The organism is Aestuariibaculum sediminum (genome assembly GCF_014596945.1).
GTDB lineage: Bacteria > Bacteroidota > Bacteroidia > Flavobacteriales > Flavobacteriaceae > Aestuariibaculum > Aestuariibaculum sediminum.
The window spans coordinates 241,119-257,606 of sequence record NZ_JACVXB010000004.1 but is presented as its reverse complement, the minus strand read 5'-3'; the positions used below and the strand labels follow the sequence as shown (position 1 = coordinate 257,606).

The 16,488-nt window shown below is 33.8% G+C and carries 14 protein-coding genes; 3 read left to right on the top strand and 11 right to left on the bottom strand.

Annotation, left to right across the window (positions count from 1 at the left end; genetic code table 11):
* Positions 1 to 51 precede the first annotated feature (51 nt).
* A complete protein-coding gene (meaB, locus tag ICJ83_RS11140; RefSeq protein WP_188230473.1) occupies positions 52 to 1,134 on the top strand; it encodes a methylmalonyl Co-A mutase-associated GTPase MeaB in 1,083 nt (360 codons plus the stop codon).
* Here the strand turns inward: meaB and ICJ83_RS11135 are convergent.
* The 6 genes from ICJ83_RS11135 to mnmA form a co-directional block, all read right to left on the bottom strand.
* Entirely contained in the window at positions 1,131 to 1,706 is a 576-nt protein-coding gene (locus ICJ83_RS11135; protein WP_188230472.1) for a phosphatase PAP2 family protein, read from the bottom strand. The genes meaB and ICJ83_RS11135 overlap by 4 nt on opposite strands.
* Positions 1,707 to 1,786: 80 nt before the next feature.
* Positions 1,787 to 2,014, bottom strand: coding sequence for a hypothetical protein (locus ICJ83_RS11130; protein WP_188230607.1), 228 nt, complete (start codon positions 2,012 to 2,014; stop codon positions 1,787 to 1,789).
* Between the two features lie 9 nt (positions 2,015 to 2,023).
* Positions 2,024 to 3,400, bottom strand: a complete 1,377-nt coding sequence (locus ICJ83_RS11125; protein WP_188230471.1) for an MATE family efflux transporter — start codon at positions 3,398 to 3,400, stop codon at positions 2,024 to 2,026.
* A 448-nt stretch (positions 3,401 to 3,848) separates the two neighbouring features.
* A complete protein-coding gene (locus ICJ83_RS11120) occupies positions 3,849 to 4,790 on the bottom strand; it encodes an NAD(P)H-dependent flavin oxidoreductase (RefSeq protein ID WP_188230470.1) in 942 nt (313 codons plus the stop codon).
* A complete protein-coding gene (locus ICJ83_RS11115; protein ID WP_188230469.1) occupies positions 4,790 to 6,400 on the bottom strand; it encodes a S8 family serine peptidase in 1,611 nt (536 codons plus the stop codon). Before ICJ83_RS11115 ends, ICJ83_RS11120 begins: the two co-directional genes overlap by 1 nt.
* 25 nt (positions 6,401 to 6,425) lie before the next feature.
* Positions 6,426 to 7,613 (bottom strand): tRNA 2-thiouridine(34) synthase MnmA, encoded by a 1,188-nt coding sequence (gene mnmA, locus ICJ83_RS11110; RefSeq protein WP_188230468.1) that lies wholly within the window; start codon positions 7,611 to 7,613, stop codon positions 6,426 to 6,428.
* 241 nt (positions 7,614 to 7,854) lie between these two features.
* Between mnmA and ICJ83_RS11105 the strand changes: the two genes are divergently transcribed.
* Positions 7,855 to 8,829 carry a fasciclin domain-containing protein gene (locus ICJ83_RS11105; protein WP_188230467.1) on the top strand — a complete coding sequence of 325 codons (975 nt, stop codon included), beginning with the start codon at positions 7,855 to 7,857 and terminating at the stop codon, positions 8,827 to 8,829.
* 99 nt (positions 8,830 to 8,928) lie between these two features.
* Here ICJ83_RS11105 and ICJ83_RS11100 read toward each other — a convergent pair whose 3' ends face one another.
* The 3 genes from ICJ83_RS11100 to ICJ83_RS11090 all read right to left on the bottom strand — a co-directional run bounded on the left by ICJ83_RS11100 (position 8,929) and on the right by ICJ83_RS11090 (position 13,356).
* Entirely contained in the window at positions 8,929 to 9,597 is a 669-nt protein-coding gene (locus tag ICJ83_RS11100) for a toxin-antitoxin system YwqK family antitoxin (RefSeq protein WP_188230466.1), read from the bottom strand.
* A 137-nt stretch (positions 9,598 to 9,734) separates the two neighbouring features.
* Entirely contained in the window at positions 9,735 to 11,633 is a 1,899-nt protein-coding gene (gene yidC / locus ICJ83_RS11095) for a membrane protein insertase YidC (RefSeq protein WP_188230465.1), read from the bottom strand.
* A gap of 82 nt (positions 11,634 to 11,715) precedes the next feature.
* A complete protein-coding gene (locus ICJ83_RS11090) occupies positions 11,716 to 13,356 on the bottom strand; it encodes a CTP synthase (RefSeq protein ID WP_188230464.1) in 1,641 nt (546 codons plus the stop codon).
* A gap of 305 nt (positions 13,357 to 13,661) precedes the next feature.
* On the opposite strand from ICJ83_RS11090, the gene ICJ83_RS11085 reads away from it, so the two are divergent.
* Positions 13,662 to 14,054 carry a hypothetical protein gene (locus tag ICJ83_RS11085; RefSeq protein ID WP_188230463.1) on the top strand — a complete coding sequence of 131 codons (393 nt, stop codon included), beginning with the start codon at positions 13,662 to 13,664 and terminating at the stop codon, positions 14,052 to 14,054.
* Here the strand turns inward: ICJ83_RS11085 and ICJ83_RS11080 are convergent.
* Both ICJ83_RS11080 and ICJ83_RS11075 read right to left on the bottom strand, forming a co-directional pair.
* Complete coding sequence (locus ICJ83_RS11080) at positions 14,044 to 14,268, bottom strand: DUF3820 family protein (RefSeq protein ID WP_188230462.1); 225 nt, start codon at positions 14,266 to 14,268, stop codon at positions 14,044 to 14,046. The two genes, ICJ83_RS11085 and ICJ83_RS11080, sit on opposite strands and share 11 nt — an antisense overlap.
* Positions 14,269 to 14,293: 25 nt before the next feature.
* The gene (locus ICJ83_RS11075; RefSeq protein ID WP_188230461.1) at positions 14,294 to 16,225 is read right to left on the bottom strand and encodes a PBP1 and LysM peptidoglycan-binding domain-containing protein; all 1,932 of its coding nucleotides are present in this window, start codon (positions 16,223 to 16,225) and stop codon (positions 14,294 to 14,296) included.
* Positions 16,226 to 16,488 lie beyond the last annotated feature (263 nt).

The window sequence follows — 16,488 nt, the reverse complement described above, 5'->3', positions numbered from 1 at the left end:
ACCGCATAAAATTTATCAGCTTTTCGTAACTTATACCTTAATTTTTAAATTTTGGTTAAACGTAAAACAAAGGTCACACAAGAACGTTTAGGGGTTTCTTCTTCGGAAACAACCAGCGCTAATGCCGTGAATCTGTCTAAACAAAATAGAAAGCCAGTACCAGATGTTGAAACTTTAAAATCGGACATTTTAAATGGAGATATTACCGCTTTAAGTCGAAGTATAACCCTTTTAGAAAGTACCAACAAAAAACATGGCGAGCATGCCAATGCTTTACTAAACGCATGTTTGCCATTTGCCAATAAATCTATAAGAATTGGTATTACAGGTGTTCCCGGAGCTGGAAAAAGCACTTTTATTGAAGTCTTCGGGACTTATTTAACCTCAATAGGAAAACGAGTAGCTGTTCTAGCTATAGACCCTAGTAGCCATATTTCAAAAGGCAGTATTTTGGGGGATAAAACTAGAATGGAAAACTTAGCTAAAAATAAAAACGCTTTTATTCGCCCCTCAGCAACCAATGAAAATTTGGGTGGTGTTGCACGAAAAACCAGAGAAAGCATAATTTTATGTGAAGCTGCTGGTTTTGATGTAATTTTAATTGAAACTGTAGGCGTAGGACAAAGTGAAACAACGGTTCATAGCATGGTTGATTTCTTTTTGTTACTTCAAATAACTGGAAGCGGCGACGAACTTCAAGGTATTAAACGTGGCATCATTGAAATGGCTGATGCTATAATTATCAATAAGGCAGATGGTGACAATATTCCGAAAGCCAAGGCTGCGGAAAGTGACCTAAAAAAAATAATTCACCTGTACAAAGAAAAAGCATCTGGTTGGACACCTATAGTTAGTACCTGCAGTGCTATAGAAAATCAAGGTGTTACCATTGTTTGGAAGTATATTAAAGATTATATATCACTTACCTCCAAGAATAATTACTTTGAAAGACATAGGAAAGACCAAAATAAATACTGGCTTTTACAAACAATTAAAAATGAGATCACAGATTCATTTTTAAAAAATGAGCGTGTAAAACATGACTTAGAAATTCAATTAAACCTTATTGAAGAAAATAAAACTACGCCTTTTAATGCTGCTGAACATATTTTAAAAGCACACCTTAAATTCTAGTGTTTTGAAACATTATATTTATTTAGTGCAAATACGGCCAATTTATAAAACATAAATCCTGACAAAGCGCCAAACGCCATACCACAAATTATATCTAAAGGATAATGTACCCCCACATATATTCTACTGTATGCAACAATAGCGCTCCAAAATAACAGAATGAAAATTAAATTCTTATAATACGATTTTAGCATTAATCCAGCAAATACAGCTGCAGCCATAGAGTTTGATGAATGCCCAGAAAAGAATCCATATTTACCACATCGCACCGCTATAAATCGTACCTGTTCCATAATATCTGACGCACGACATGGTCTAGGACGCTCAAAAGTACGCTTAAATATATTGGTTACCTGATCGGTAAAAGTAATCATGAGTGCAATAACAACAACAAATAATAGCAAAGCCTTTACTCCAAATTTTCTGTAAAGTAAATACAACAAAATTGCATATAAAGGCACAAAAGTTAATTTGGCTGTTATGGCTAACCATAGCCCATCCCATGTTGGCGATCCTAAATTATTTAAGTATAAAAAAAGTGCAGTGTCTAATTCTAATAATTTGTCAATCATTCTTAATTATTTGTACGCAACCAAAGTAAGGTATTTATAAAACAGAATACTTCGGCTACATTTTTAATGTAAGATTATGGTTAATCTTCGTATTTAGCGATTTCATTATCGTAAAACTCAGTGGCTAACTTAATAGCATTTTCTGTTTCTGCTTCTAATTCCTTTTGATCCTCCGCATCAAATTCTTCAAACCACTCCACTTCATCATTCTCTAAATTTATGATAAATCTCGGAAATTCGGTATGAATTACAAAAATGGCATTCGGGTATTCGGTATTATCGCCAAGTATAAATTTTGGTAGTGACATCATGTGTTTTTAATTATGAGACAAAATTAACTTTTTCGTTAAATAATTGAATCGAATATACAATAATATTGCAGCAGTTGTTAAGCCTGCAAGTAAACCAAGCCAAATACCAAAACTACCATAAGCATCTTCTTTACCCAAAAACCAACTTACAGGAAAACCTATGAGCCAATAGGATATAAACGTAATTAGGGTTGGAATTTTAACGTCTTGCAAGCCTCTTAAAGCTCCTAAAACAATAACTTGAATACTATCACTAATTTGAAAAATGGCAGCGGCTAACAATAATTTTGATGCTATTGTAACCACTTCGGTGTTATCGCTTAGGTTTTTCATATCATCAAAATCGACATAAAGTTTAGGCAGTTGATTATGTAACACTAAAAACATTAATGCAAAGCCTAAAGCTAGTATACAGCCTAATAAAAATATAGAAAATGCAATTCGGCGCAGATTAATATAATGCTTTAAACCTTTCTGGTTTCCTACGCGTATCATTGCTGCAACGCTTAAACCGGTTGCCACCATAAAAGTCATAGATGATAAATTTAATGCCACTTGATTAGCTGCCTGAGGGTTTTTACCCAATAAACCACTTAGCCAGATAGCTGCAGTGAAAATTGCTACTTCAAAAAACATTTGCATCGCACTTGGTGCTCCTAAATGCAATAGCTTTTTTAGCATTAATTTTTCTAAAACGAAAATTTTAATTTGGGAAACATAGTCTACCGATTTCTTATTTCGTTTTAACAGCATATAAATATGCGCAACCATAACAAATCGCGAAATAAGTGTTCCATATGCAGCACCTACAATACCAAGCTCAGGACATCCTAATTTCCCGAAAATAAGTAGGTAATTAAGAATCACATTCAAAATATTTGCTAAAATAGTAGCATACATGGGATATCTTGTCATTGACAACCCATCACTAAACTGCTTAAACCCCTGAAATATAATTAAAGGGATTAACGAAAATGCAACTAAATCCAGATAAGGGATGGCAAGCTGAACGACTTCTATGGGCTGTTTCATAGAATACATTAATGGTTTTGCTAACAGCAAAAGTAAAAACAGTAAAATCCCCAAAACAGCACATAAAAATAAACCATGCTTAAAAGAAGATTTTCCATAATTGAAGTTTTTAGCTGCATCGGCTTCTGCTATTATTGGCGTAAGAGCCGTAGAAAAACCTATTCCTAGTGACATAGCAATAAACATAAAACTATTGCCTAGAGATACAGCTGCCAACTCCGCTGTACCTAGTTGTCCTACCATTATATTATCTATAAAACTTACAAAGGTATGCCCTAACATACCCATCATTACTGGCGCAGCAAGATTCCAATTGTATTTAAATTCTTTTGTATAATCTGTTATTTTCACTTAAATCAATTAACGATTAATCTTAATTTTCATCCTAAGCACTAAAATATTCATTTCTAAAAAGTTTCATACAGTAATTAGTTTACATATTATGGCGTAAACTTACCATTTAATAGTACCCTTTTGCTGTGCAAAAGTAATCCATAGAATTAGCATAGGCTAAAATTTAATATTTGTTTTTTGATATTATTAAAAGTATTGATTGTTAATAACTTACAATTAAAATTTTATTATAACCCGTTGATATTTTGTAATTTAGACAATCCCCGAAACGAAAAATCTCACAAAAAGATCATAGCATATTGAAACATATAGTTTTTATTTTTTAAGGGATTAAAAAGATTAAACACTCTACGTTTCAATGTTTAAAGGGAAACCTCTCAGTTTCCCTTTTTTTGGATTTACACAATGACAAATTTTAATATAAAAATGATCAATAAAACCTTAATTATATGTAAATAACATTTTGTTTAGCTACTTCAAATTCTGAAACCATATCTTTAACAATGGTCGCTACAGGTTTTATATCGTGAATTAAACCAGCAATCTGCCCGATCTCGAGCTCGCCTTCGTCCAAGTCTCCTTCAAACATGCCTTTTTTAGCTCTGCTACGACCTAATAAAGCTTTTAGCTCTTCGACAGTTGGTGATGATTGGTACAATTCCTGAATGTCGTTATAAAACTTATTTTTAATTAATCGTACAGGGGCTAATTCCTTTAAAGTTAGTTGGGTGTCTCCTTCTTTGGCATCAACTACAACTTGTTTAAACGCCTCGTGGGCGGAACTTTCTTCACTAGCAACGAATCTACTCCCAACCTGAACACCATCGGCTCCTAAAATCATAGCTGCTAGCATTGATTTTCCTGTGGCAACACCTCCAGCTGCAATTAAAGGAATCTTTATTTTTTCCTTAACCATAGGGATTAAAGTAAACGTTGTTGTCTCATCTCTTCCATTATGCCCACCTGCTTCAAAACCTTCAGCTACAATAGCGTTTACACCTGCTTCCTGGGCTTTCAAAGCAAATTTAACACTGCTGACAACGTGCACTACTAAAATACCTCGCTCCTGCAGCCAAGCTGTCCATGTTTTAGGGTTTCCTGCCGAGGTAAAGACAATTTTAACACCTTCGTCAACGATAATACCCATGATTTCCTGAATATTAGGGTATAGCATTGGTACGTTAACACCAAATGGTTGCTGGGTTGCTTGTTTACAATTTTGGATATGCTCACGTAACACATCGGGGTACATAGACCCAGCTCCTATTAATCCTAATATTCCAGCATTACTAGAAGCAGAAGCCAATCTCCAACCACTATTCCAGACCATTCCTGCTTGAATTATGGGATATTTAATTTGAAATAACTCGGTAATTTTATTAGACATTATTGTTTGATTAATTTGATTGACACCGTATTCTCGGGAGATTTTAACCTTAAAACATATAATCCTTTAGCTAAACTAGCCAATTCAATTTTATTTTGATGTGAAGAAATTTTTGTATTATTTACTTGTTTGCCCAGGACATCATAAATACTTGCTAAATAAGAGATTTGAGCATTTGGTAATTGTAAATACAATGTATTTCTGGTTGGATTTGGAAATACTTTTATCAAATCTAACCTGTTGCTCTGTACAGACAGACCTTGGTTTAATGACGCATATAAATCTGGGATTCCATACCCCAATTCATAATCGGGTGTGTTATATTGTGAGGCCGATTCCCTTACCAATTTCATAATTTCAGCATTCGTTTTATTGGGTAAAGCTTGCCATAAACAAGTTATTCCTCCTGCAAGAATAGGAGAACTAAAGGAGGTTCCATTTATGGTTCCAATAGCATTACTAACATCAATAACATAGCTAGCCTGCCCCTGTGCCACAACATCTGGCTTCCGAGAAGGTTGAACAGGGCTACCCACAGAGCTGAAACTTGCATAAGTTCCTGAGGCATCTACCGCACCGATTGATAATACATATGGCGAATCGGCAGGTGCATTTACACCATTCTCCCCTTCGTTCCCTACAGAATTTATTAATAATAATCCTTTTTCAAAGGCTATGTTAGCTCCTTTTGTAATATAAGTGGTTTGACCGTCGTATTCTGCTGCCGAGTATCTGTAATTTAAATTAGTATAAAACGCACCATAACCTAATGATGTGTTTATGACATCCACTCCAAGACTATCCGCCCGTTCTGCAGCTTCCACCCAATAACTCTCTTCTACCGGGTTTTCACCTGAACCGTCTTCTGTAATAAATAAGTAATACGATGCGTCGGGAGCGGTGCCTACAAATTGATTTTCAATATAACCCGCCATGGTACTAAGTACCCAAGTCCCGTGTTTGTCAGTTGTATTGTTATAAACGTCTATTTCTCGATCCACAAAATCGTAAGTATCAATGATGCCGCTGGCATCTCTTAAACGTTGAAAACCACCAATAGTATTAACACCAGGAAACCCCGCATCCATAACTGCTACAGTCATTCCTGTTCCTGTAAAATTGGCAAGGTGCAGTTCATTCGCATGAATCATAGTTGCCTGGTTTGCAGCCGAACCGTAATTAAACGTTGTTGCTAAATATGCTTCCTTTTTCTTTGTTTTTTGAACTGTTACCTTTGAAGAATTGAGGTTTTTATCGGCAAAATCGACATAATCTACAAAAGGATAATTTACAGCATCAACTAAATTTGTGATATCAGTTTGACTTCCTCTCACATGTACCGCATTGAACCATTTCGATTTTGCCATGACGGTTATCCCTACAGCGCCTTTTAAAGTTGATATGTAACTTTCATTTACTGGAATATCGCGTTCATCAATAGCAACACCATGTTGCGCTTTTCTATCGATGGCCTTTTGGGATAAAAAATTTGTGGGCGTATTAATGTTATATGTATTACCCTTATCCTTAAAATATACCCAAGCATCTTGTTGAGCAAATAGCGATAATCTAATACCTATTAGAATGCAACACAGTAGGACATTTTTCATTGAAGCAGTATTATGTTACTGCAATTTACGAAATTACCCCAGAACCTACCAATTCCTCATTTAAATACCACGCCACAAACTGACCTTCTGTAATGGCCGACTGAAGTTCTTTGAACGCTACATACATGCCGCTGCTTACTTTATGTAAGGTTGCTTTTTGAAGAGGCTGCCTGTACCGAATTCTAGCCATAACCTCCATGGTTTCATCTGTTTTCAAAGCCAAATCTGGTCGTATCCAGTGTATTTCCTCCTCATTTACAAAAAGCGCCTTTTTTAATAATCCAGGGTGTTCCTTTCCTTGCCCTGTGTAAATCACATTTTCCGCAACATCAGTATCTATAACGAATAAAGGTTCTACAGTTCCTCCAACGCCAAGTCCTTTTCTTTGACCTTTAGTAAAGTAATGTGCTCCCTGATGCTTACCTACGATTTTTCCAAAATCTACTCTGTACTCAATTTTACGAGACAGATATTCTAATTTTTCTTCTTCAGATTGAAATTCAGGAACTTCATTTTTGAAAATATCTTGTTCTTTTGATACTTCAACTATAACCCCCTCCTTTGGTTTTAATTGTTGCTGAAGAAACTCCGGTAACTTTACTTTTCCTATAAAACACAAACCTTGTGAATCTTTCTTTTCGGCAGTTACTAAGTCTAATTTCGTGGCAATCTCACGCACTTGTGGTTTCGTTAACTCTCCTATAGGAAATAATGATTTCGCTAATTGCTCCTGAGATAACTGACATAAAAAATAAGATTGATCTTTATTATTGTCTACCCCTGCTAAAAGTTGATAAACATTTTCACCGTTTTTCTCTATGCTTCCTTTACGGCAATAATGTCCTGTGGCAACATAGTCTGCACCTAAACTCATAGCAATGTCCATGAAAACATCGAATTTTATTTCTCTATTACAAAGTACATCGGGATTAGGCGTACGCCCCTTTTCATATTCCTTAAACATATAATCAACGATACGTTCCTTGTACTGCTCACTTAAATCTACTGTTTGAAATGGAATACCTAATTTTTCGGCAACTAACATGGCATCGTTACTATCGTCTAACCATGGACATTCATTTGAAATAGTTACAGAATCGTCGTGCCAGTTTTTCATAAATAGCCCGATAACCTCATAGCCTTGTTCCTTTAACAAATATGCAGCAACGCTAGAATCAACACCTCCCGAAAGTCCTATTATAACTCGTTTCATATGTATAAATAACCTTTGTAATAAAACCTACACTTCCTAACATTTCAATTTAACTATTTGTTTTTGGAAATGAGGCCACAAAGATACACATAATAATCCTTTAAATAAGTAAACTAGATTAAGGCAATTCTATGCTAAATTTAATTTTGTTTAATATTTTTTATAAAATGTTAAACTAGATTAATATTTTTTGTTTAACTATTCATTACTTTTGTTAAACAACATAAAAATCCTAACGAAAATGAAAAATTTAAAATTATTGAAAAGTTTCTTGTTACTATTCACAGTGTTAGCACTTGTTTCTTGTAACGACGATGATGACGACAAAGTACAACAACCATTAAACATTGTTGAAATAGCTCAAGCTACGCCTGAATTAAGTATTTTAGTAGAAGCAGTGGTAAAAGCCGATTTAGTAGGTGCCTTATCTGCCTCGGGTAATAAAACCGTTTTAGCGCCAACTAACGGAGCTTTCGCAAAATTACTCACCAATTATGGATTTAATTCATTAGATGACGTGCCTACAGGTGTACTTACACAAATTCTTTTAAATCATGTAATTCCTGATGCAAACATTATGTCTGCCGATCTTATAGGAAACATGGGCTACACCAACACCTTAGCCGATGGGCCAAACGGCACAAAACTTAGCTTGTATTACAACGGAACCTCTGGTGTTATGTTTAATGGTGTGGCTTCAGTAACTATTCCAGATGTAGTAGCGTCAAACGGAATTGTTCATGTAATTGACGCTGTCATTGATTTACCAACTATTGCTACTTTTGCAACTTCAAACGCAGCATTATCTACTTTGGTTGATGTTTTAGCTTATGCCGATACTGGTATGCCAACGGTTCCTTACATTGAAACTGTATCAGATTCAGAAGCGGGACCATTTACGGTTTTCGCTCCGACGAATGATGCTTTTGTATCTGTTTTATCTTATTTAGGAGTAAATGCCTTAACTGACATTTCAACCGATACTGTGGATTCGGTTTTATTACACCACATTGTAAACGCCAATGTACAATCGTCACAATTAACAAGCGGTACAGTTTCAACTTTAGGTGGAGATATTACAGCCGATGCTTCTGCATTTACTTTAACAGATGCCAATGGTAGAGTTAGTAATATCGTTACGTCTCTAGTTGATATACAAGCAACAAACGGTGTAGTACATGTTATAGATGGAGTGATTTTACCTCCTTTAAATTAATATATACGGGTTGATTAATTAGCATTTTTAATGCTTAGCATTAACAAAAAACTCCTTAATTTAAATAATTAAGGAGTTTTATTTTTATAATATATATATTTAAAACTGTGTTTGCTCTGTTAAGTTTCCGTTTTCATAATATTTCCACAGTCCTGTTTTCTGACCATTTTTAAATTGTCCTTCTATTTCTAAAGCTCCATTACCATCATAAGCTACATAAGGTCCGTCCATTTTATCATTGACATAATTTGCTCTATAAATTAACGTATTAGCTTCGGAGTATGACAAGGTTTCCCCATGTAGCTTCCCGCCTTTATAATGATTCTTTTCAGCAATAACACCATTTTCATAATATACGATACGCTCGCCATCCAACTCACCCAGATTATTATAATGCTCAAGGATTAATAAATTATTATTTGTTTTTTGATAGTATTTCCACTCTCCTATATAACGTTTACCATCCATTTTACCTTCACTGATTATTTTTCCTGTGGAAGCGTAAAATGTAACTTCTGCAATATTATTTTGTGGGTTAAACTGTTTTGTTGCCGTTAGCACCGCTCTTTGTCTAATGTTTTTGTAAAATTTAAATAATCCTATTTCTTTACCATGGTTAAATTCACCTTCGTAGCGTAAAACGTCGGTATCATCGAATGTCTTTTTCCAAATACCGTGACGTTTTCCGTTAGAATCAAACTGATTAATGTTTTGTGCTGAAACGAAAGCAGTAAAAAGTAAGAGTAAACTAAAATGTAAAAATCTCATAATTGTAATTTTAATTGAAGTAGATTAGGGTTAGTGAAATAACTAAAAAAATATAAAAGTATTGCTTTATCTATAAAATTTAAAACAAAAAAAAGCTGCCATAATATATGACAGCTTTTAAATTTTTGAATTACTTTTTATTTGCGTTTTTTCTGCATTTGTTGTTGCTTTTCAGCTTCTTCCATCATTTTCTTCATTTTTTGCTGAAAACGACTCTCTTTCTTCGGTTTTTTCTTCTTTTCCTGTATTTGCGCATGAATCTTATCTTCGTCAAGAATGTAATTCTTAATCACTAAAATAATCCCAATACTAATTAAGTTAGATATGAAATAATACAAACTTAAACCAGAAGCGTAGTTATTAAAGAAGAATAACATCATTATAGGTGAGAAATACATCATGTACTTCATCATTTTCCCCATATCTGGCATACCTTCTTGTTGTGGTTGCGTTGCCACTTGCTGTCCTGTAGTTAAACGCATATAGAAGAAAATTGCTATAGACGCTAACAAAGGAAATAAACTTACGTGATCGCCATAAAAAGGAATTTTAAATGGTAATTCTGCAATAGTATCATAAGACGATAAATCTTCAGCCCAAAGGAAACTTTTTTGTCTTAAATCGAAAGCCGACGGGAAAAACTGGAATAAGGCATAAAATACAGGTAATTGTATTAATGCAGGCAAACAACCAGCCATTGGACTTGCTCCCGCCTTAGTTTGTAAAGCTAAGGTTTCCTGTTGTGCTTTCATTTTATTGTCTTTGTACTTTTCGCGTATCGCATCTAATTCAGGTTTTAAAATTTTCATTTTTGCCTGCGATAAGAATTGCTTGTACTGTACAAACGACATTAACAATTTAATAGAAATTGTCATTACGATAATCGCAATACCGTATGGTAAAATACTACTTAAAAATGCAAAGAAAGGGATAAACAAATAGCGGTTAATCCAGCCAAAAATACCCCATCCTAGCGGTACGATTTCATCTAAATTTCTATCGTATTTATTAAGTATTTTATAATCTGTAGGTCCATAGTACCAATCCATAGACTGGCTTAATTCTCCGCCCTTTAACTGTAAAGGAAACTTAACATTAAATGCTTTTGTAAAAACAGTATCCACATCTTCGTTTTGAACCAGATTACGCGATTCTAAAGTTGCTGTTTTAATAGGTGAATCGGACAATAACACCGAAGTAAAGAAATGCTGCTTAAAGGCTACATAGGTGACATCTTCGGCAGTATCTTCACTTAACTCACGCTGCCCTAAATAGTCATCTTTTCCATCTTCATACTCATATACAACTTCTGTATATCGGTTTTCATACGAAATACTTTTAGCGTGGCGATACGTTTTTAAACTCCAATTTAAATTTAAGTCTTGAGACGCATTGATTACATCGTTTAATCCTTGCGAGCGAATCGTGAAATTCATCATGTAATCACCATCCTTAAGCTCGTAACGGTATTCTAAAAACTTCGATTCAGAAACTTTAAGTTTCATAGAAATTACAGTCGCATTACCGCTTTTAGTTACCGTTGGTGTAAATATTAAATCTTTGGTGTTTAAAATTCTACTATCACTGGTACCAAAATTTATATTGAAAGATGCATTGTTATCCTTTATGATATAAATAGGGTTTCCGTTATAATCAACAAATTCTTTTAAACGAACTTCGGAAAGATACCCTCCCTTATTACTAAATTTTAATGCTAATAAATCACTTTCTACTATGGTTTCATCATTTGATGCATTAACTGCCGAATATGCAAACGCTCCTAATTTATTTTTTAAAGCGATTAATTTTAAAGAATCTGAAGCCGAATTGGCTGAAAACTCTTCTATCTCGTTAACAAAGGATGCTTCATCATTCTTATTTGCCTTTTGCTCCTTAGCTACCTGTTCTTGCTTTGCTTTTTCTTGAGCTTCAAGTTCTTCATCTGTTGGCTTATTTTGCCAAAGCATGAACATTAAAATTCCGAAAATAAGTATAAAACCTATAACCGAATTAAGATCTAATTTTTTTTCTTCCATGAATTCTATTTATATCTAGATAATATTTAAGATTGTTAGCACATCATTCTGCTACAAACCTATAGCAATAAGCTATCCAATATTACTTTTGTGCCATTCTGGCACTTGATGTCTTTTTTTTATGGTTCAAGGCTGCTTTTACAAAGGCCACAAATAATGGATGTGGGTTTGCAACCGTGCTCTTATACTCTGGGTGATATTGAACCCCAACAAACCATGGATGTTCTGGAATTTCAACAATTTCTACTAATCCAGTATCAGGATTTAAACCTGTCGCTTTCATTCCGGCTGTTTCAATAGCTTCTTTATACTTACTATTGAATTCATAACGATGACGGTGACGCTCCGAAATATGTTCTGATTTATAAATATCTCTTACGGTACTTCCTAATTTTAAATCGCAGTCCCATGCCCCTAAACGCATAGTACCACCTTTATCGGTAATGGTTTTCTGGTCTTCCATTAAATCTATAACTGGATTAGAAGTATTGGCATTCATCTCTGTAGAATCGGCATCTTTTAAACCAAGTACGTTTCTTGCAAATTCAATAACAGCCATTTGCATACCCAAACAAATACCAAAATATGGTACATTATTTTCACGAACATACTGTACGGCATCAATTTTACCTTCAATACCACGTTCACCAAATCCTGGGGCAACCAGAATGCCATCTAAATGCCCAAGTTTTAAGTCTACATTATCCTTATTGATATATTCTGAATGAACAGATTCTACATTTACTTTTACTTCGTTTGCTGCACCAGCATGAATAAATGCTTCTAAAATGGATTTATATGAATCTTGTAATTCTACATATTTACCAATTAAACCAATAGTAATTTCGGTTTTTGGATTTTTTAATCGCGTTAAGAATTCGTTCCAACGATTAATGTCTGGCGTATCAGATTGAAGTCCTAATTTTTTAAGAACAACTTTATCCAAACCTTCTTTTAACATTAAATTTGGAACATCGTAAATGGTTGAAGCATCGATAGATTGTATTACTGCTTCTTCTCTAACATTACAAAATAAGGCTAGTTTACGACGAATATCTGAAGGTAAATCGTGTTCTGTTCTACACACCAAAACATCAGCTTGAACTCCACTTTCCATTAAAGTTTTTACACTGTGCTGGGTTGGTTTTGTTTTTAATTCGCCTGCTGCCGCTAAATACGGCACTAATGTTAAATGAATAACAATACCATTATTTTCACCTAAATCCCAACGTAATTGACGAACTGCTTCCACGTAGGGTAAGGACTCAATATCTCCAACAGTACCTCCAATTTCGGTAATAATAATATCATAATCTCCAGAATTACCTAAAATTTGAATACGTTCTTTAATTTCGTCTGTAATATGTGGAACAACCTGAACAGTTTTTCCTAAAAATTCCCCACGACGTTCTTTTTGAATGACACTTTGGTAAATTCTTCCGGTAGTTACGTTGTTAGCCTGACTTGTAGGGACGTTTAAAAAACGTTCGTAATGCCCTAAATCTAAATCGGTTTCAGCCCCATCTTCCGTTACATAACACTCCCCGTGTTCGTAAGGATTTAATGTGCCTGGATCGACGTTAATGTATGGATCTAATTTTTGAATTGTTACCCTATAGCCTTGGGCCTGTAATAGCTTTGCTAAAGATGCCGCTATTATTCCTTTTCCTAATGATGATGTAACTCCTCCGGTTACGAAAATGTATTTTGCTGTACTTGTCATGATGCGCTTATAAACGCAGGCAAATTTACAAAATTTAAATAGTTATTACCGAATAGTTTTTGTGATATTTAACACCTTATTATTAACAACGATAAGTGCTTTAAAATTAAGTGTTCATAAGAACAATTAAAAAAAATTAAAACACAGTAATGATTTTTAAAAAAATAGCGCTAGCCTTACAAAAATCTAAAAATTACAATTACTTAACATTGTTATTAACTCAATTGACTCAAAAACAAGTATATTCACGTTCCTTATTTAAGTTTTATAATTGCAAATAAAACTTTATATAAATTACGAAGAAAATGAACCTGGAAAATACAGAAGCGTTTTTAAAAAAATTCGGGTATAACTTTACGCGATACAACAACGAATTAGTCGTTAATATGCCCGACGCGCAATGCATCTCTCTGGATTTCTCTAAACCTGACGATGTTAATATTACCAATAAACTTAGTTCCTGGAATTATTTAACGGGCTTATTAAGAATGGAGCTGAAATATGCTTTTATTTTAAATCTTATAGTTACCGTTTTAATAAGTATTGGGCTATTATTTTATGATTCTAACATTGGATTAATATTTTTTATTGCAGTCACTCTTTGGTCGGTAATATGGGGATTAACTTATAAGTCCAAGATTGAACGTTTTAAGCAATTCTTATTTAATTGGGAACGCCATAACAACCTTATGGTTTAGGATATTGCTTTCTTATATTCCTAATTAAATCTTCCAATCCATTTAATTTTAATTCATAAACCTGAGTTAGCATATCCCCTAATTTTCCCTTTGGAAATCCTTTTTGGTGATACCAAACAACATAATACTCGGGCAAATCTATTAAATAACGGTCTTTATATTTTCCGAAAGGCATTTTAGTATGCGCCAGGTCTATTAAAAACTTATTATCCATATCGCTAACAAAAATAGGCTAATAACTATTCTACAACCACTATATTTAAATCATCGTATTTTACTACATACACGGCATTATTGTAATACCCTCCCACTAGCTCTTTATTATACGCAAATTTGTTTTCAACATATTCAGTTAATGGTGACTGGTTTACTGAAGCGTATAAATTTTCAGAGCTTACCAGCCTTAGTACAACGTCCATAGTTAAATCAAACCCTTTTACAGCACGCTTATTAGGTGTTATTCCGTATTTTGTTTCATAAGATCTAACAAAAGTATTTTTATCTATTTCATTATAACTTTTTGCAGCAGTAGCATAATGAAAATGTAAGTTAGATAATTGTTCATTTGAAACTTCATCTCCTTCAAATGCTGAATTAAAGTTAGTGGTAACTAAAACAATTTCAATTGGTTTTATACCATTTTTTGGAGCTTCTGTCTGGTGCATAGAATTTAATAACACGGTTACATTCGATGCTAAACCTTCGTTTTGAGTTTCTAAAAACACATAATTTTTTCCAGGTTTCAAAACCGACTGGATATCACTTGTGGTTACATAACCGGCATCGTTTCCATCTTTATCCTTTCTTGAATATACTAATCTGGCATAAGTAAACTCACGTTTTAGCTCATTGGCAATAGCTGTATGTTTTGCATCGGAAACCACAACGATATTTTTAGCTGTAGAATCAGCTTTTACATAATTAATTATCTTCGATTTCAATAAATTATCAGAAGGCCTTGATTGAAACACATTATCGTACAATCTTAAATTCGTACCAATCGGAGAAATAATTGGAGTATTGGTTCGTCGTAATTCGGTTGCAGCCTTTTCGAACGTATTGGACGTTAAAGGACCAATTACTGCATCGACATTATCAAAATCATTATTATTTATAATTCGAGATACTTCACTTATTTCATGTTTAGTATCATATACATCCACTTTAAGTGATATTCCCAATTTTTTCAGAGAATCAATCGCCATTAAAACACCTGAATGAAAATCTAGGGAAGCATTTAAATACGGATCCTTTTTAATACTGCGCTTCGTATCGGCAACCGAATCGTAATCTACTCGATTTAAACGAAATGGCAACATGACCGCGATGTGTTTAGTACTAAAATCTGTAATCTTTCGGGTTAAATCTGTACTGGATAATCCATTTTCAGGCTCTCCACTTAATGCAGCCGAATAAGGCACTTTTAACACCATACCTACTTTTAGTCCGGACTCCTTTAATCCTGGATTTAAAGTTTCCAAAGCTTCCTGATCTAACCCTAATTTAATTTTTAGGCGATAAAACCCTTCGGCTGGTAATACGGTATAATAACTATATTGATCATCGATTGTTTTTCGTTCCACCTTTTCAATGTTAGGCACATAAACCTGTTGCCCTACTTGCAGAGAGTCTCCTATATTCGGATTTAATTCTTCAAACTCTTGTAAAGTGATTCCAAATTTATAAGCTACACGCCATTTTCCTTCCTTTGGTTGTACAATATAGGTCGTTACAGCATCGTTTTCCTTTTCCTTTTTAGTAATTTTATAAACAGGTATTTGCAACTTATCACCTTTACGAAGCGGATTTGCGTACAAAAATTTATTGTGCTTTTTTATCTCTTCTTCAGTGACTTCATACTCTTTTGTTAAACTGTAAAGTGTTTCTCTTTTTTTAACCCGGTGCGGTTTAAATCCTACTAACTCCTTAGTCTCAACGATTTCTGGTTTAGTTGATTTTGAAATAGGTATAATTAGAACTGTATTAGGTTTTAATTCCTTTTTAGCATCAGGGTTTAAGGCATAAATTTGAGATGGGGTCACATAATATTGTTTGGCAAGCGCCTCAACAGTTTCTCCTTTTTTAACATGATGAGTACTGTAATTTTGCGCATTTATTGTATTTAAACCAAATAATACTGCAAAACCTAAAACGGAAAGATGTTTTAACATTTAATCTATTTTTTTTATTGTTAAGGATAAGAATACCTATATATAGACACACTTATAGTTTCAAACGTTACATATAATATGCCAAACTAGAAACTTATTGAAAAACAAAATGATATAAATCTATAACGTATATACGTAAACTTTATACATTTAAGATACTGCTAAACTAAAAATATTGTTCGTAATAAATACAAACTCAATTAAAAAAAAATGGTTTGCATCGATTTAAATTTTTAACCAGATACAAACCATTTTCTAATTTA